The organism is Runella aurantiaca, from assembly GCF_003339505.1.
In the GTDB taxonomy this organism is placed as follows: domain Bacteria; phylum Bacteroidota; class Bacteroidia; order Cytophagales; family Spirosomataceae; genus Runella; species Runella aurantiaca.
In genome coordinates this window covers 39,455-56,852 of sequence record NZ_QPIW01000006.1, presented here as the reverse complement: position 1 = coordinate 56,852, position 17,398 = coordinate 39,455, and the positions used below count along the sequence as shown (strand labels likewise).

Annotated in this window: 12 protein-coding genes; 8 read left to right on the top strand and 4 right to left on the bottom strand. The window is 46.0% G+C overall.

The window, feature by feature from the left end:
- Positions 1 to 126 precede the first annotated feature (126 nt).
- A complete protein-coding gene (locus DVG78_RS09560; protein WP_147277034.1) occupies positions 127 to 1,332 on the top strand; it encodes a DUF6600 domain-containing protein in 1,206 nt (401 codons plus the stop codon).
- A gap of 73 nt (positions 1,333 to 1,405) precedes the next feature.
- Here the strand turns inward: DVG78_RS09560 and DVG78_RS09555 are convergent, their stop codons facing one another.
- Together DVG78_RS09555 and DVG78_RS09550 are read right to left on the bottom strand one after the other, a co-directional pair.
- On the bottom strand, positions 1,406 to 2,155 hold the full coding sequence (locus DVG78_RS09555; RefSeq protein WP_114460872.1) for a LytR/AlgR family response regulator transcription factor: 750 nt from the start codon (positions 2,153 to 2,155) through the stop codon (positions 1,406 to 1,408).
- Positions 2,145 to 3,257 carry a sensor histidine kinase gene (locus DVG78_RS09550; RefSeq protein WP_114460871.1) on the bottom strand — a complete coding sequence of 371 codons (1,113 nt, stop codon included), beginning with the start codon at positions 3,255 to 3,257 and terminating at the stop codon, positions 2,145 to 2,147. Before DVG78_RS09550 ends, DVG78_RS09555 begins: the two co-directional genes overlap by 11 nt.
- Before the next feature lie 335 nt (positions 3,258 to 3,592).
- On the opposite strand from DVG78_RS09550, the gene DVG78_RS09545 reads away from it, so the two are divergent.
- From DVG78_RS09545 to DVG78_RS09515, 7 genes are all read left to right on the top strand, one after another.
- Complete coding sequence (locus DVG78_RS09545) at positions 3,593 to 6,130, top strand: TonB-dependent receptor (protein ID WP_114460870.1); 2,538 nt, start codon at positions 3,593 to 3,595, stop codon at positions 6,128 to 6,130.
- 62 nt (positions 6,131 to 6,192) lie between these two features.
- A complete protein-coding gene (locus tag DVG78_RS09540; RefSeq protein WP_229598179.1) occupies positions 6,193 to 7,680 on the top strand; it encodes a DUF2271 domain-containing protein in 1,488 nt (495 codons plus the stop codon).
- A complete protein-coding gene (locus DVG78_RS09535) occupies positions 7,619 to 8,299 on the top strand; it encodes a PepSY-associated TM helix domain-containing protein (protein WP_114460868.1) in 681 nt (226 codons plus the stop codon). Before DVG78_RS09540 ends, DVG78_RS09535 begins: the two co-directional genes overlap by 62 nt.
- A gap of 163 nt (positions 8,300 to 8,462) precedes the next feature.
- The gene (locus DVG78_RS09530; RefSeq protein ID WP_114460867.1) at positions 8,463 to 8,648 is read left to right on the top strand and encodes a hypothetical protein; all 186 of its coding nucleotides are present in this window, start codon (positions 8,463 to 8,465) and stop codon (positions 8,646 to 8,648) included.
- 238 nt (positions 8,649 to 8,886) lie between these two features.
- Positions 8,887 to 9,954, top strand: coding sequence for an efflux RND transporter periplasmic adaptor subunit (locus DVG78_RS09525; protein WP_114460866.1), 1,068 nt, complete (start codon positions 8,887 to 8,889; stop codon positions 9,952 to 9,954).
- Positions 9,951 to 13,055, top strand: a complete 3,105-nt coding sequence (locus tag DVG78_RS09520) for an efflux RND transporter permease subunit (RefSeq protein ID WP_114460865.1) — start codon at positions 9,951 to 9,953, stop codon at positions 13,053 to 13,055. The genes DVG78_RS09525 and DVG78_RS09520 overlap by 4 nt, the downstream gene beginning before the upstream one ends.
- Before the next feature lie 102 nt (positions 13,056 to 13,157).
- The gene (locus tag DVG78_RS09515; protein WP_114460864.1) at positions 13,158 to 14,450 is read left to right on the top strand and encodes a TolC family protein; all 1,293 of its coding nucleotides are present in this window, start codon (positions 13,158 to 13,160) and stop codon (positions 14,448 to 14,450) included.
- Here the strand turns inward: DVG78_RS09515 and DVG78_RS09510 are convergent.
- Positions 14,434 to 15,711: an Hsp70 family protein gene (locus tag DVG78_RS09510; protein ID WP_114460863.1), complete on the bottom strand. Its 1,278-nt coding sequence runs from the start codon at positions 15,709 to 15,711 to the stop codon at positions 14,434 to 14,436. The genes DVG78_RS09515 and DVG78_RS09510 overlap by 17 nt on opposite strands.
- 10 nt (positions 15,712 to 15,721) lie before the next feature.
- Positions 15,722 to 17,386 carry a L,D-transpeptidase family protein gene (locus DVG78_RS09505; RefSeq protein ID WP_114460862.1) on the bottom strand — a complete coding sequence of 555 codons (1,665 nt, stop codon included), beginning with the start codon at positions 17,384 to 17,386 and terminating at the stop codon, positions 15,722 to 15,724.
- Positions 17,387 to 17,398 lie beyond the last annotated feature (12 nt).

The window sequence follows — 17,398 nt, the reverse complement described above, 5'->3', positions numbered from 1 at the left end:
CCTCGTGTTTAGGGGATCCCAATTGAAATAGAATTGGGGGGAATTTCGTTTCATTTGTAACCGAACTACGTCGCCGAAATGTACGCCAACGACGAGGGAAAGTTTCATTTAACCAAAAGAAATGTCATGAAAACAATCCATAAAATACACGCCGCTTGCCTGCTCTTTGTGCTGGCCATCGGGTTGACCATTCCGAGCAATGTTCTTGCCCAGCCCGGGGTGGGTATTTCGCGGCAGGACTTCTACAATGAACTCTCTCCCTACGGCGACTGGATGGACAACCCGTCGTATGGGCAGGTGTGGCGGCCGCGCGTATCGCAAGATTTTCAGCCTTATGCCACCGATGGCCATTGGGAAATGACCGAATACGGCAATACATGGGTTTCAGACTACGAATGGGGCTGGGCTCCTTTCCATTACGGCCGCTGGCTGTTTGATGATTACTACGGCTGGATTTGGGTTCCCGGCGATGAGTGGGGACCGGCGTGGGTATCTTGGCGCTCGGGTGGAGGCTATTACGGCTGGGCACCTTTGGGCCCTGGGATGGGAATAGATATAAATATTAATATCAACATTCCGTATAATTACTGGGTCTTTGTGCCTGATATTTACATTCGAAGCCCGCGCGTGTACAGTTATTGTGTACCGCGCAACCGAATTGGCGTAATTTATGGTGGAACATCTTATCTCAACAATTACTATCGCTACAACAACCGAGCGTATGTATATGGCCCCCAACGCTATGATATTGAGCGTATAACGCGCAACCGTATCAATGTGTACCGGGCCGATGACCTTTATCGTCAGGGACGGGGCCGCAGTTATGCCCGTGGCAACGGCAATAATCGTCAATACGACTCTCGGCCCAATTACAACGACCGAGGACAGTGGAACAACAACGACCGTCGAAACCAATCTCCGCGCTATGACGACCGGATATCGCGCAACGAACGTGATCGTTATGATAACAACAATCAAGGACGTGAGCAGCGGCCAAACAATCCGCAGCCGCGCCAAGATGACAGACCGTATACGGCTCCTGAGCGCGGCAATGCCCAACGGACTTGGTCGGACAACAACGGCTCAAATCAAAATCAACAGCCTCGGGCCAATAATCGGGAACAGGCACCGCAGCGTTCATACGAAAGCCGCGAAAACTTGCCCCAACGCAGAAACAATGATGCTCCCCAACAGCAGCAGCGCACTGCAGAGCCTCGGCAGCAACCACAATCGCGAGGAAATCGTGAATCTGCCCAGCCAAGGGTGCAGGAACAGGGACAACGCAATGCGCCAGAGCATTCAAGTGAAGGCAGTGGTAGACGCAGAAATTAAGGACTGCTTTTTAGGAAAATCGAAATAAGGGTAAATAATAATGGACGTAAATCGGAGTAATAAAAACCCCGGTTTACGTCCATTTATTTAAGAACTGCGTGAAGGTATCTTTGTACTGGTCGCTGACTGGAATCGTGACATTGCCGATTTGAATACTATTGCGGGTCAGAGACGTGATTTTATCCAACGAAACAATAAATGACCGGTGTACCCGCATAAACTTACGGGCGGGAAGTCGGTCTTCGAGGGCTTTGAGGCTGGTGAGTGATAAAATCGGTTTCGTGGAGCTTTGCAAATGGACTTTTACATAGTCTTTGAGGCCTTCGATGTACAGAATATCATTGTACGATACCCGTACCAACTGGTACTCCACTTTCAAAAACAGAGAATCTTCTTCGGGTTCTGGTGCGGTGGGGGCAGCGGCGGTAGATGCAGGTCGATTGATTAATTCAAAATAGGCTTTAGCTTTGGTGGCCGCCCGCAAAAATTCTTCGTAATTAAACGGTTTGAGCAGGTAATCCAAGGCATCTACTTTGTAACCTTCGATGGCGAAATTGTTGAAAGCTGTCGTAAAAATAATGCGGGGACCAGCGCCCCCTTGTTGGGATTGCCCCAATACCCTTGCCAATTCAATGCCCGTCAAATCGGGCATTTGAATGTCCAAAAATATCACATCCACCTGCTGATGATGCAACGCCTGCAATGCTTCGATGGCGCTGGAATACTTTCCAGCCAAATGCAAAAAAGGTGTTTTTTCAATGAAAACACTCACCAATCCAAGGGCGAGGGGTTCGTCATCAACGGCGATGCAGTTAAGCGTCATAATGCGTGGGGCTTAAAGTGGACGTTTGCTGTTTAAGGGGGGCGGTATGGAGGGTTAACTCTACTAAATACTCATCGTTGGGGGTGCGTTCGGTAATAACCAAAGCATACCGATTAGGATATAATAAATCAAGCCGGCGGCGCGTATTGACCAAGCCTATTCCGTTACTTTCATCCAACGTAACCCTTTTTTCAGTAAAGAGCGTATTCCTCACTTCTACCCGTAGTGTTTGTTCGATTTGGGTCAAGCCAATAAAAATTTCGCTTGGGCGCGTGGCGCTGACCCCGTGCTTGAAGGCATTTTCAAGAAAAGGTAAAAGCATCATCGGCGCAATGGCTACGTCTTGGTGCGCGGCGGGCAAGTCAAAAGTCACTTTGACTTTGTCGGTCAGACGGAGTTGCATCAATTGAATATAATCCTGCAAAAAAGCAATCTCCTGACTCAGTCTAACGGTTCCTTCTTTGGTTTCGTACAACACATAGCGCATCATTCGCGACAGACGGTGCAGGGCTTCTTGCGCCGATTCTACGTCCATCATGGTGAGGGCGTAGATGTTGTTGAGGGTATTGAAAAAGAAGTGCGGATTGATTTGTGCTTTCAGAAAAGAAAGCTCTGAAACTACTTTTTCGCGTTCTAGTTGTTCACGAATTTGGGTATCCTTCTGCCATTTTTGCACAACCGTTAAACTGGTACTTACGCCGAGCGATAACATTGAATATAAAAAGGTAAACATATCAAAACGATGTCCACGCTTGGGGTTAAAAGGGCGGTCGGGGCGGGTGGCTTTGTGCCATAGTTCGGGCAAATGAAGCCATGATTCTACCCCCTGAATTGTCCAATAAATAGCCAATACTGCCCCAACAATAGAAATTATGTACCAAAGAGAGTGGTTTTTAAATAACAATCGAGGCAGAAGAACCTTGGCATTGAGGTAGAAAGCACCTGCGAGCAATCCCAACAAAATGCCCTGCTTTATCCAATACTCATCGGGCATCGTAAAACGCCCGCCAAAGGGGGGCATCATGACCAGCGCGGCCAATAATCCCCAGGCTAATATATGGATAACAAGGGTTATATTTTTTCTGTTTGGGCGAAGTAACATAGTTGTATTTTTTTTAGGTCGGTCGATAGGAATACAAATCGACTTTTTCAAAATGACAACAATCCTATTAAAACAATTTCATACTTCTTCTAGCAATCGCCAGTTTGCTCATTTTTACCGATAATTGAACATTTTTTATCTTTAAAGGTACCTACTATACCTTGTTTGTGCCCCAAAAGGCAACTCATCGGTCATTAATTGCCGCTTATCGGTATTATACGGGCGGTCGGTCTATTGTATTTTTTTGTGAATATAAGTCGACGTTACTTTGAATCATCAAAACGGAAAAATCCGTCATCAATATAAAAGAAACGTGACGACAAACAAATAAAAAAATGAAAACACTTATCACCTCCATTCTTTTTGCGTTAGGTATGACAGCCGCCTACGCTCAGTTTCCCGGCGGTATGCAAGGCGGCGACGGAAACGGTCGCAACAGAAATACCGGTGCTATGCAAAACCCTACTTTGAACCTAGAAGGAACTGCTCCCAAAGGCAATTCAAAGATAACGGGTTTTGTGATTGATTCTGCCGCTACTCAAGCCGTTGAATTTGCCAATATCGCCCTTTATAGCAAAGCGACTGGCAAAGCCATCGACGGCACAATGGCCGATGAAAAAGGAAAGTTTACCCTTAAAAGCATTGCCGTTGGAGAATATAAATTGATGATTTCCTTCATCGGATTTAAAGATAAAACGATTGACAACTTAAAAATTGCCAAAGGTCAAGACCTAGATTTGGGCGTCATCAAAATGAACCCCGACATCAGAACGCTTGATGAAGTTGTGGTAACGGGCGAAAAATCACTCATTGAAGAAAAAGTAGACCGCTTGGTGTACAACGCCGACAAAGACCTCACAGCCCGGGGCGGTGATGCAGGCGATGTGCTCAAAAAAGTACCAATGTTGTCGGTCGATTTGGACGGAAACGTATCGCTTCGTGGTAGCCAGAATATTCGGGTATTGATTAACAATAAGCCTTCTACGATTGTAGCGAGTAGCATTGCCGATGCCTTAAAAATGATTCCAGCAGATTTGATTAAATCGGTGGAAGTAATCACTTCTCCTTCGGCCAAATACGATGCAGAAGGCTCGGCAGGGATTATCAACATCATCACTAAGAAATCAACGCTGCAAGGACTTACCCTCAGTGCCGATGCGGGAGTGGGAGCACGGGGTTCAAACCTTAGCCTCAACGGAAACTATCGCCAAGGAAAATTAGGAATTACACTTGGAGGTTTTGGACGGGCTTTCTACAACAAATCTGCTACTTCTTTAGACCAAACTATTCTGCAAAACGGAGCTTCGTTGTTGACTAAACAAACCTCTGATGCGTATGATAATGGACTTTTTGGTCGCTACAATATTGGTTTTGATTATGAATTAAGTAAAACACAATCATTGACCGCTGGCGTAAGTTTCGGAACCCGTAACATGACTCGTTCGCAAGACATGACCAGCAACCTGTTTACTAACAGCGCGTTGACTTCCACAACGTATCGGGATGTGACTACCAAAGACTTATCCAACAACGTCGACATGAACCTCGACTATATTCGCACCTTCAAAGTGCCAGGTAGAGAGTGGTCTATCTCAACACAGTATAGCCGCAATAACCTCACCAACAACTTCAATGCCGATTTGCTGAGTGAAAGCAACGCTTTGTTGAGCCGTCAGAAAAACCTGAATGCCAACCTGAACCAAGAAGCCACGATTCAGACCGATTATCAGACGCCCATCAAGAAAAATCAAATGATTGAGTTTGGGGCAAAAACGATTATGCGTCAGGTAAATAGCGATTACAGCTATCAAGTAGCAGGGTCTACGGGTGCTTTTGCCGCCGATGCTCGCAACCCTGTTGGTAATTTGGATTACAGCCAAAGCATTGTGTCGGGGTACTTATCTTACACGTATTCAACCGCCAATAAATACACATTCAAGTTGGGGTCACGGTATGAGTACACCACCATTGATGCTAAAGACCAAATCGGTAAAATCTCGATTCCAAGCTACGGAACGCTCGTGCCAAGCATTAACGTATCTAAAACCATCAAAGCGGGAACAACGCTGAAAGCCGCTTACAACCGTCGTATTCAACGCCCGGGTTTGCAACAGTTAAATCCCAACTACAACGCTGCTAACCCGTTCAATATCAGTATCGGAAACCCGAATCTGAAGCCTGAAATGACCAATAACTTTGAGTTGAGCTTAAGCACTAGCATTAAGAAAACCTACTTAAATGCCTCGGTATTTAGCCGCTCTACCAACAACAGTATCATGCGCTTGAGCGCTCCTTCCGATACCTTGGCGGGTGCCATCATCACCACTTTCCAAAACATCGGTAAGCAGCAAGTGATGGGTGCCAACGTATTTGCCAACGTGTATCTGACGCCCAAATGGACATTGAACGGTGGGGTAGATGTATATTATAACTACCTCGAAGGAAAAGTACAAGGATTGGATGGTACTTCGATTAATACCAGCAACTCTGGAATCGTGATTGGTGGACGTGTGATGTCGAGCCTCGCGCTTAACAAAGGTTGGGCCATGCAACTAAACGGCGGGATGCGCGGAAACCAAGTCACGCTTCAAGGGGTTCAGGGTAGCTTCTACATGTACTCATTTGGGGTGAAGAAAGACCTGAACAACAAAAAAGGAAGCATTGGTTTAGCTACCGAAAACTTTTTTGGTGGAATGAAGATGAAATCTACCTCAGTAACGCCGATATTGAACCAAACGATGGTCAACAATATCTACAACCAAAACATCAAATTGACGTTTAGCTATAAAATTGGTAAAATGACTTTCGTCGCTCCTAAGAAAACCAAAGGTGTGAAAAACGACGACGTGAAAGAAGGTGGAGACAACAACTAAATTCTTCCTCTGACAATCCAAAATAAACAGCAATGAATGGATTAAAACTTGGGCTGGCTTCAATGGCTACTGTTGTAGCTGGCCCCTACCAAACAATCCCTGGAGTACAGGGATTGTTTGTTTCACACCTCGAAAATGTACTGGGAACGTCGTTTGATTTAAAAATTGTGGCTCGTTCCTATGCCGCAGCGCGGCAAACTGAAAAGGTTGTTTTAGCAGAAATAGAGCGTCTGAACAATATTCTCAGCAGTTATCTTCCCACCAGCGAATTCAGCCGCTGGTGGGTTTCTGCAAAACAAACCACACCGGTATCCGAAGATTTGTGGGCAGTTTTGAACGAATTTACCGAATGGCATCAGCAAACAGATGGCGCTCTCAATGCCGCCGCAGAGGTCATTAATCAACTCTGGCAAAAAGCTGCTCAAACGCAGACCTTACCCTCGGAGGCAGAACGACTAAATGCGGTCTTAGCGGCCAATCAACCCCACTGGAATCTTGACCCTGCCCATCAAACCGCCGCCCGACTCAGCCAAATCCCTTTGCGGCTGCATACGTTTGCCAAAAGTTATATTTTGGACCGTGCTGCCGAAGCGGCACTAAAAAATGTCGACGTTGATGCGGTGGTTTTAAACAGCGGCGGTGACTTAGTCATACGGGGAAATTGGACAGAAACTGTTGCCCTAACCGACCCCAAGACCCATGCCGAAAATGCTACCCCTTTGACTTGGCTGAATGTTAGCAACCGGGCGGTAGCCACGAGCGGCAATTATCGCCGAGGAGTATGGGTAAACAATACATGGTATTCGCACATTGTTGACCCCCGCACGGGCGTGCCCGCTCAGGACATTATCAGTGCTACGGTAGTACACCCCAACGCGGTCACCGCAGGAGCACTGGCAACGGCATTTAATGTGCTTACCCCCACCGAAAGCATCAAATTGGCGGCTTCTATACCGCAGACCGATTACCTCATCGTCACCAAAGAAGGCCAATCATTTACAAGTCCTGACTGGAATGATTTAGCAATGCCTCCCGCGTCGAATCCTTCCGTAAAAACGGCGCAGATTTTGTCGGTCTCAAACATCAAAGATAAACTTTGGAATGCCAATCAAGAGCTGCTTGTTTCGTTTGAACTCAATCGGTTTGAGGGGCGTTCGCATCGGCCTTTTGTAGCCGTGTGGATTGAAGACCAAAACCACGTTCCTGTGCGTCAGTTGGCGATTTGGTACAACAAACCCCGCTGGCTTCCTGAATTACGGACTTGGTACACCATGCAGCGTAGCAGTGGTTTGAATGCGGCGGCTATTGCGGGCGCTACTCGCTCAGCAGGCGTCTACTCATTGGTTTGGGACGGTAAAGACGACCAAGGGCAATACGTAAAACAAGGTAAGTACACCATCAATATCGAAGCGGCCCGCGAGCATGGTACGTATCAATTGACACGACAAGAAATGGATTTTAACGGAAAACCGAAACAACAGACACTAAATGGAAACACCGAGATCGCAGCCGCAGCCTTGGACTACCGTGAGAAAGGAAGCAACCGTTAATACCCGAGCGCGTGCTTCCGACGGAAATGCTGCTTGGCAGCGCCAAATGCCCGCACTGGCGCGTTGGCTTCATTTGTATCTTTCTATGTTCAGCTTTGCGTTGGTGTTGTTTTTTGCCGTTACGGGTTTGACGCTTAACCACGCAGATTGGTTTGACGATGCCTCTCGTACTTCTGAGTACAAAGGGAAGTTGAATGCAAGTTGGACAAACGTTACCGACACCTCAAAGGTGAATAAATTGGCAATTGTTGAGTACCTGCGAGAAGCGCATCACCCCAAGGGAGCCATGAGCGACTTTCGCATTGATGCAGCCGAATGTTCGGTGGCTTTTCGGGGCCCTGGGTATACTGCCGATGCATTCATAAACCGCTCTACGGGAGCGTATCAACTTACCGAAACCCAGATGGGCTTGGTGGCCGTCATCAATGATTTGCATAAAGGACGCGACACGGGAAAAACATGGTCGCTGGTGATTGATGCCTCTGCCATTTTTATGACATTAGTTTCGGCGACAGGACTGCTACTTTTACTTTTCTTAAAAAAACGTCGCACAAGCGGTTTGTTATGGACTTTGATAGGACTGGGTGTTTGTGTGGCACTATACGTGTTTTTATTTTAATGCCTTTTAAATTAAAAAATTACGCCAAGAAATTCAGCTTTTTTCTCAGCTTGAGAAAAGTGTCTTAACATCAAGAATGACTAAAGACAATGTAAAATAGATAATTGTGAGCTATTCAAACGGCGGGTATTTGCCCGCCGTTTGATTTTTTTTGTCCATAATAATGGCTTCGCGCATTAGAGCAGAAGATGCATACTATGGATGCATTGGTGGAGAAGCTCACCGAAATTTTTATGGTGGGCAATGGCGTAACGCTGGCGATGAAATTGAAGTAGCCAGTCTTAATTTTTATCGCTTCCTGGTCTCGGATTTGCTTAAAAACAAGCAGCGAGGTCGGGTTTTGTTTTGATTAAAAATGTATTTCATTAAGGGTAAATAAACTTCATAATTACTCCCAAAAGTGCTCCCATCAGAATGTCATTTCGGTACTCGTAGCGTTTTAACCGTAGTTGCTCTCTTTTTTATGGCTTTTGGGTAGGAATCGCTGTCGGCTTCACCAACGAATACATATATTTGTAGTTATATATTATTATGAGTTATTCTGCTGATTCAACTTTATATTATTCGACTACTTAACTGGTATTTTAATGAATTGCCCTAAAAGAATTCCCTCTACCTATATCCCTTTGTACACAATTTTGTTTTGTTTGACTTTCGCGGCCTGTAAAGAAAAGAAAGAAAAACCGAAAGGCGGCGATGAGAAAAAAGACAAGCCCACGATGGTAGATGTGATGGTAGCCGCTTCTCAACCTGTTACCAATGTCATTGAAGCCAATGGAACCATTATTCCGGGTGAGTCAACGGAACTGCGGCCCGAAGTCAGCGGGCGGCTCACTTACCTGAATGTCCCAGAAGGAAAATCGGTGGCTGAGGGAACGGTAATGGCCCGTATCAATAGTGCAGATCTAGAAGCACAGGTAAAGCGGACGAAAGTTCAGTTGGAGACTGCCATAAAGACCGAAGAGCGACTAAAAAAACTTTTGGAGGTAAACGGAATCAATCAGAGCGATTATGACGCTGCTTTGAACACGGTCAATACCCTGAAAGCAGATATTGCTTATACCCAAACATTGATTGATAAAACCATCATTCGTGCACCTTTCACGGGTACAGTTGGATTGCGGCAAGTGAGTCCTGGTGCGTATGTGACTCCGACGAGTATTCTTGCCACTATGCAGCAATTAGGTAAAATGAAAATTGACTTTACCCTTCCCGAAGAAAACAGCGACCTAATACGGATAGGAAGTGTGGTGAAAGTAAAGCTGGAAGGTAGGGATACCACCATGAGAAGAGCTACGGTAATAGCGCTTGAACCCCAAGCCAACCGCCTGACCCGCAACCTGATGGTGCGGGCATTGTTGGATGATTCACGGGTTAACCCAGGGGCTTTTGCCAAAGTGATTGTTAGTAGTGGCAATAACAAAAAAGCCATAATGATTCCGACCAATGCCATCATCCCCGACGATAGAAACAGCCAAGTGATTTTAGTAAAAGGAGGTAAGGCTTCCTTTGTCAATGTCCAAACAGGAGTACGTACTGCCAATAGTGTTGAAATCACGCAAGGAATCAGTGAAGGAGACTCGGTGGTAGTGACGGGAGTATTATTTGCCAAACCTGATGCCATTCTTAAAGTACGAAAAGCAACAAAGCGATGAACATTTCTGAATTATCAATTAATCGTCCCGTGCTTGCCACAGTCATGAACTTGGCAGTGGTTATCTTTGGAGTCGTTGGACTTACTTTTTTGGCCGTTCGTGACTACCCGGCCATTGACCCACCCCTGATTTCGGTCAGTACGTCTTACACAGGAGCCAACTCCGACATCATCGAAAGCCAAATTACCGAACCGTTGGAGAAACAAATCAACGGGATTCAAGGTATCCGTACCATCACCTCGTCTAGCTCGCAAGGCAACAGCCAGATTAGCGTAGAGTTTAACTTGGGAGTAGATTTGGAAGCCGCCGCCAGCGACGTACGCGATAAGGTAAGTCAGGCCGCACGCAGTTTGCCGCAGGATATTAATGCCCCGCCAGTGGTATCGAAAGCCGATGCCAACGGGGATTTTATTATGATTGTAGCCATTCAGAGCGAGACCAAAAGCCTCTTGGAGCTAAGTGATTATGCCGAAAACGTATTGCAACAACAGATTCAAACGGTTGATGAAGTAAGTGCGATTAACATTTTTGGGCAGAAAAGCTACGCCATGAGGATATGGCTCAATCCTGATAAAATGAGTGCCTTTAATGTGGCTTTTTCGGATATACGTACAGCACTCAACAGCGAAAATATTGAGCTGCCCCCTGGAAAAATATACGGCAACAACACCGATTTAACAATTCGTGTATTGGGGCGCATGACCACCGAAAAGCAATTTCAAGACTTAATTATTCGTGAAGATGCCACGGGAATTGTACGTTTGAGCGATGTCGCTAAAGTAGAACTAGGCCCCGAACAGCTTGAACAAAGCTGGAAATTCAACGGTCTGCACGCAGTGGGCTTGGCGATTATTCCTCAGCCGGGAGCCAATAACATCAAAATTGCTGACGAAATCTACAAACGCCTTGAGCAAATTCAGAAAAGCAGCAAAAGCGACATTCAGCTCAAAATCTTAAGCGATAACACCAAAAACATTCGTAATTCACTGGCCGAAGTAGAAGAAACCCTGATCATTTCTTTCATTTTGGTGGTATTGGTTATCTTCTTTTTCTTCCGCGATTGGCTTATTGCTATTCGACCATTGATTGATATTCCAATTTCGTTGGTCGCGACGTTTTTCATCATGTATTTGGCGGGCTTTTCGGTCAATATTCTTACCATGCTCGCTATTGTATTGGCCACGGGATTGGTGGTGGATGACGGGATTGTGGTCACGGAAAATATCTTTAAAAAACTCGAACAGGGATTCCCCATCCGTAAAGCGGCGATTGAAGGCAGTAAAGAGATTTTCTTCGCCGTTATTTCTACTTCCATTACCCTTGCTATCGTGTTTTTGCCCGTGATATTCTTGGAAGGCTTTATCGGAAGTCTATTTAGAGAATTTGGGGTAACGCTCGCTTCGGCGGTGTTAGTGTCGGCATTTGTATCGCTCACGATTACCCCTGTACTAAACGTGTATTTGACCCGCAAAAAAGCAGGGCATGGGCGGTTTTATCAAAAAACCGAACCATTTTTCAGGGGCATGGAAAACTTATATGAGGTCATGCTCAAGGCTTTTCTTAAAGTACGCTGGGTTGCTTGGATTGTCATAGCGGGTTGTGGAGGAATTATCTGGTTTTGCATGGGTAACCTAAAAAGCGAACTCGCGCCATTGGAAGACCGCAGCAGTATCCGTTTTAACGTGACTGCCCCCGAAGGCACGAGTTATAGCTCTATGGCCCAAATTGCCGACGATTTGGGCAAGTTTTTGTATGACTCTATTCCAGAGCGAGATTTTATCTTTGTACGTACTCCAGGCGGTGGTGGTGGAGGAGGTGGTAGTACCAACAGCGCGGCTCCGCGTTTGGCATTAGTACCCCCTACTGAACGTACACGCAGCCAAAGTGACATTACGAATGATTTACAGAAAAAACTGAGCCGTTTCAATCAAGCACGGATATTTGCCGTGCAAGAGCAAACGATTTCGGTGGGCTTTGGCTCACGCGGCGGACTGCCTATTCAATTTATTCTTCAAAATCAGGATTTAGACAAACTCAGGAACATTATTCCAAAATTTTTGGATGCAGCACGTTCCGATAAAACGTTTGCCAACGTGGACGTAAACCTGAAATTTAACCGTCCTGAATTAAAACTGACCGTAGACCGTATGAAGACCAAGGACTTGGGGCTAAGTACTCAAGATGTGATTGCGACCATTCAGGCGGCCTTCAGCGGTGGGCGATTGGCTTATTTTATCCAGAATGGCTTTCAATACTCGGTCATTGCGCAGGTAGAAAGAAGCGACCGCGACAAACCCGAAGACATCGGGCGGCTGTACGTACGCAACGTGCGGGGCGAAAATATCCCATTGAGTTCCGTCATTAAATGGGAAGAAAGCACCAACCCTACCACGATTTACCACTATAATCGTTACAAAGCAGCGACCATTTCCGCCTCCTTATCAGAGGGGTATACCATCGGCGATGGCCTAGCGGCTATGGATAAAATTGCCGCTAAATTATTGGACGAAAGCTACCAAACAGCTCTTTCTGGTCCTTCGAGAGATTTCTCGGAAAGCTCTTCCAATATCCTCTTTGCATTTGCACTGGCTTTGGTGTTGATTTACTTGGTACTAGCGGCTCAGTTTGAAAGTTTCATTGACCCCTTCACCATCATGATTACGGTGCCGTTGGCACTGGCGGGGGCGCTATTGAGCTTGTGGGTATATGACCAAACCCTCAATATTTTCTCGCAAATCGGGATGATTATGCTCATTGGCTTGGTGACCAAAAATGGAATTTTGATTGTAGAGTTTGCCAATAAACGGCGAGAACAGGGCCTCAAAAAGATGGATGCCGTGGTGGATGCGGCGACCCAACGCCTTCGTCCTATCCTCATGACCAGTCTGGCTACCTCATTAGGTGCGCTGCCGATTGCGCTGAGTTTGGGCGCGGCTGGTTCAAGTCGTATTCCTTTGGGTATTGTGGTCGTCTGCGGAATTTTGTTTTCGTTGGTACTTACCCTGTTTGTGGTGCCTGCCGTTTATACGTTTATTTCTGGTGAGCACAAAACCATAGAAGCAGAAGAAACGCCTAAAGAAGCAGAAATGCCCGTGCATTAACATCGCATTTCGACTTACTTAATAACGTCGGTGAGGTTCAAAACCTCACCGACGTTATTAAAAAACATAAAATTCTTATTTCTGTAAAATACGATCTTCAAAATGAAGAAATACACTTTAGTACTGTTCGTTTTATTTCTTTCTCCAAGAGTCTTTTCGCAAACACTTTCCCTATCTGATGCGGTCAGTATTGCACTGAAGAACAACCTTGATATTGAAGTGTTGAAAAATAACGTACAAATCGCCGACATCAATAACCACATTAGCATTGCGGGTGGGCGGCCTACCGTCACTGCGACCATCAATGACAATGAGCAGATTACGAACGTAAATCAGAAACTGAATACGGGCGTAGAAATCAGACGAAACGGGGCTGCGGCCAACCAGTTGAACTCAAACGTAACCGCAACGATATTGCTCTACAACGGAAATCGGGTGAAATTCGTAAAAAAGCGCTTGGAACAAGTGGAATTGCAGAGCCTCCAGTTGGTGAATGCGCAAGTACAAAACACCATCGCGGCGGTGATGACGAAATACTACGACGTGATTCGGCAACAGGCCTATACCCGAACCATTGACCAATCCATCGACGTAGCCCAAAAACGCCTTGACATCGTGAAAGCCCAGCAAAGTGTGGGGCTTGCCAACAATGCCGATTTGTTTCAGTCGCAAATTGATTTGAACACCCTGTACCAAACAAAACAATCGCAGCAACTTATCATCGAACAAGCCAAAACCGATTTATTGTTGTTGATGAATGTACGTCCTGATACGCTAATTTCGGTGCAGGATACCATCATCGTAGAGCGCGGAATTGGATTAAACGATATTCTAAAAAAATTAGATAGAAACGCCGAGTTGATGGCAGCCGATTATCAAATTCGGATTGCCGAACAATTGATTAAAGAAACAACGGCCTTGCGTTATCCTTCGCTTCGGGCCAATGCGGGGTATAGCTACAACCGGAACCAACAAGCGGCGGGCTTAACCCTACTCAACCAAAGCAGTGGCCCATTGATTGGATTATCTTTAAGCATCCCAATTTATAACGGTGGAATATTTAAAAGACAAGAACAAATAGCGGGGATAAACGCCAAGAATGCAGACCTGCAAAAAAGCATTTTGATGCGTAATTTTAGTAATACGGCCGTGCGGACCTATCAAGCCTATACCATGAGCCTGCAACAATTGGAGGACCAAAAAAAGAATATAGACTTGGCCAAACAACTATTGGATTTGACACTCCAGCGTTTTCAGCTTCGTCAAGCCACCATCGTGGAAGTGCGCCAAGCGCAGCAAAGCTTCGAGAGTGTAGGTTATACGTTTACCAATCTAAGCTTTGCGGCCAAGGCGGCTGAAATTGAATTATTGCGGTTGGTTAACGAACTGAAGTAGCTTCTCCCAAAAACTTACGTTTACTGTCGTAGGCGAGGCCAACGCCAACGCTGTCCAGTTTGTTTTCTTCGGAAACGGTGGCGTTGGGAAACAATTCACGGAACTTCAACTGTACCGCAGGAATCTCCGTTGAGCCACCCGTTAAGATAATCAAATCAATGTTTTCTGGACGTACCCCTGCGTCTTGCACGCATTGGGTGGCGGCATTGGCCACGTTGGTAATCTCCTGCGTGATGGCTTCTTCAAACACCGATTTGGCTGTTGTTACGGTAAAGCCATTTTCGATAAAATCTAACGGGGCATCGTGAACCTCGTCGGAAGTAAGGGCAATTTTGGTGTCTTCCACCACGCCCAAAAGAATGTGTCCGCTTTCCTGCGTAAACACGTTGAGCAGCCTCGAAAAACGGGTTTTGTCGTGCGACTGCCCCAAATATTGACGTAACAACATCAGGTTTTTGGGGGTGTACAACGAATTTATTTTACTCCACTCCGACAAATCATAATAAAACTTCAACGGAACGGGCAGGTTTTTGTCGCCGTAGGTGCTTCGGTAGCCCAGTTCGGGCATAAAAACGTGTAGACTTAGGTCTTTGTCAAAATCATTTCCCCCAATCCGGACGCCCGTATTGGCCAGAATGTCGCCCGAGCGGTCGAGTTTATTCAGGTATTTTTGGGAAAGCCGAATCACGGTAAAGTCGGACGTACCACCACCAATATCGACCACAAGCGCCAGTTGTTCGCCCGCCACATTTACCTCGTGTGCGAATGCCGCCGCAATGGGTTCAAACTGAAAATCAATGTTTTTAAAGCCTATATTTTGGGCAATGATTCTTAATTCTTCTTGCGCATTTTGGTTGCCAACGGGGTCATTGTCAATAAAATGAACTGGGCGGCCCATGATGACGCTTTCAATTTCCTGCTGCGCGTCGGTTTCGGCTTTGTCTTTTAGGTGTTTGATAAATTGGCCGATGATTTTATTGAAATGCATCGGAGCGCCGTTGACCATCGTTCCCTGTTTCATGACCGACGTGCCCAGTACACGCTTTAAACTGCGCATAAAACGCCCTTTTTCGCGTTCCAGAAATAAATCGACCGCTTCACGCCCATAGTGGGGCGCATTACTAATTCGTTCAAAAAAGAGGGCACTGGGGATGGTCGTATGGTGTTTTTCGACGGGCACCAACCTAAGGCGGTCGCCACGGTAATAGGCAATGGTAGAATTTGACGTTCCAAAATCTACGCCACAAGATATATCAGACATTCTTTCTTTTTTATTCTCCAAAAATTTCTTTTGCTAACGTTTTATCCAGTCCGTACAAATCATTACGGAAATTCAATTGACCCGTTTGGTCCACCCACGCCGTAAAATACACGATGTAAACGGGAATGGAGGGCCGCACGGTAATCCATTTTTCGCTTTGTGTGGCCCAAACGCTCTCCAGTTTTTCCAAATTCCAAGACGGAGTGTCTTTCAATACGTGCAGTGCCAATCGTTCGGGCTCCGCCACGCGGATGCACCCGTGGCTAAACGCCCGCCGCGATTCCCCAAACAGCCCTTTGGAGGGGGTATCGTGAAGGTAAATGCTGTAACTGTTTGGAAATAAGAATTTTACTTTTCCTAAGGAATTGGATTTGCCTGGTTTTTGTCGGATGGTGTACGGAACATGATTGCTGTAGGAACGCCACCGCACTGAATAGGGGTCGATGACTTTATTGCCCGAAACCACCTCCATGTTGTTGCGAGCGAGGTAACCCGGGTTTTGCTTTAAACGGGGTAATATTTCATTTCGAAGGATATTGTTGGGGACTACCCAGTACGGATTCAGGACCACATAAGACAGATTTCCCTTAAAAATGCTCGTTTTGGTCGCTTCTTTTCCCACCACAACGTTACACATCCAGAGTTGTTTTCCCTCGTCAAAAACGTGCAGTTTGAACTCAGGAATATTGACCAGCAGCATATTAGGTTCCATCTCGGTCGGTGCCCATCGCAGTCGCTCCATGTTGACCATGATTTGGCGGATGCGGAAACTTACGGGACGGTTGAGTTCGGTGGCGGTAGCGGCGTCTAGCTTGCCGCTTTCTTTTAGACCCATGCGGTGTTGAAATCGTTTAACTGCCATGGTCAACGAATCCGTGAAAACACCCGTAGTGTCAATGGCTTTTAAATCGCCCAGCACCAGCAACGTTTTTTGTACGTCCAAAATCACTGAACCAGTATCGCCTTCACCAAATGTTTTTTTGCCAATGTCGATGCTTGGCCATCCTCCTTGCTTTTCGATGCGGCGAAAGCGGCGCAGCTGTTCTTTAAGCAAGGTATAATAACGGTTGACGGGCTCGCGCATGGGATTGCCTTTGGCCGAAACAAGGGTATCGAGCAATGCTTGATAATTTTTCTTTTTTCGGGGAATGAACCATTCCAAGTCCAACGGATTTTTGATTGTTCCCGTAAAGGCTTTGTCCGTATAATTAAAAAAGGCCGCTGTCAGAAGTAGTTCTAATTTCTGAGCGTTTAAGGGATTTTTTAGAAATTCGGCAGGGCGGTTTTGTGCTTCTGAAAGTAAGAGGTCAATTTCAGCGTTGTAAAGGCTACTGTCGGCAAAATCGTTGATGTAGGCTTCGCGTTGCCCGTTGAAGTTGATGGCCGCGTTGGTGAGGCTGTTTTCGCTAAACCACGCATACTGATATGCTCGTCTTTGATAAAATTCAGTAATGTTTTTCTGCGTGCTGTCTGAGATTAAATGCGTTCGGTAAAAAGAGACCAAGGCCGCACTGTCCAGAATAAAATTGGTATAATTTTGCTTAGAATAGACGCTTGAATCAGGTGCAAAGGCCACCTGAGGTTGTTGTTTCTGACGAAATTGGAAGTACAAAACTACCGCGATAATTGCGACAACTCCTGCACCAAGTGCAATATAAAGCCGATTTTTTTTCATTCAACAGCGTTT

Bases quoted from the DNA above. Each gene is read 5' to 3' on its own strand.
- DVG78_RS09560 (WP_147277034.1), top strand. From the start codon at position 127: ATGAAAACAATCCATAAAATACACGCCGCTTGCCTGCTCTTTGTGCTG.
- DVG78_RS09555 (WP_114460872.1), bottom strand. From the start codon at position 2,155: ATGACGCTTAACTGCATCGCCGTTGATGACGAACCCCTCGCCCTTGGA.
- DVG78_RS09550 (WP_114460871.1), bottom strand. From the start codon at position 3,257: ATGTTACTTCGCCCAAACAGAAAAAATATAACCCTTGTTATCCATATA.
- DVG78_RS09545 (WP_114460870.1), top strand. From the start codon at position 3,593: ATGAAAACACTTATCACCTCCATTCTTTTTGCGTTAGGTATGACAGCC.
- DVG78_RS09540 (WP_229598179.1), top strand. From the start codon at position 6,193: ATGGCTACTGTTGTAGCTGGCCCCTACCAAACAATCCCTGGAGTACAG.
- DVG78_RS09535 (WP_114460868.1), top strand. From the start codon at position 7,619: ATGGAAACACCGAGATCGCAGCCGCAGCCTTGGACTACCGTGAGAAAG.
- DVG78_RS09530 (WP_114460867.1), top strand. From the start codon at position 8,463: ATGGCTTCGCGCATTAGAGCAGAAGATGCATACTATGGATGCATTGGT.
- DVG78_RS09525 (WP_114460866.1), top strand. From the start codon at position 8,887: ATGAATTGCCCTAAAAGAATTCCCTCTACCTATATCCCTTTGTACACA.
- DVG78_RS09520 (WP_114460865.1), top strand. From the start codon at position 9,951: ATGAACATTTCTGAATTATCAATTAATCGTCCCGTGCTTGCCACAGTC.
- DVG78_RS09515 (WP_114460864.1), top strand. From the start codon at position 13,158: ATGAAGAAATACACTTTAGTACTGTTCGTTTTATTTCTTTCTCCAAGA.
- DVG78_RS09510 (WP_114460863.1), bottom strand. From the start codon at position 15,711: ATGTCTGATATATCTTGTGGCGTAGATTTTGGAACGTCAAATTCTACC.
- DVG78_RS09505 (WP_114460862.1), bottom strand. From the start codon at position 17,386: ATGAAAAAAAATCGGCTTTATATTGCACTTGGTGCAGGAGTTGTCGCA.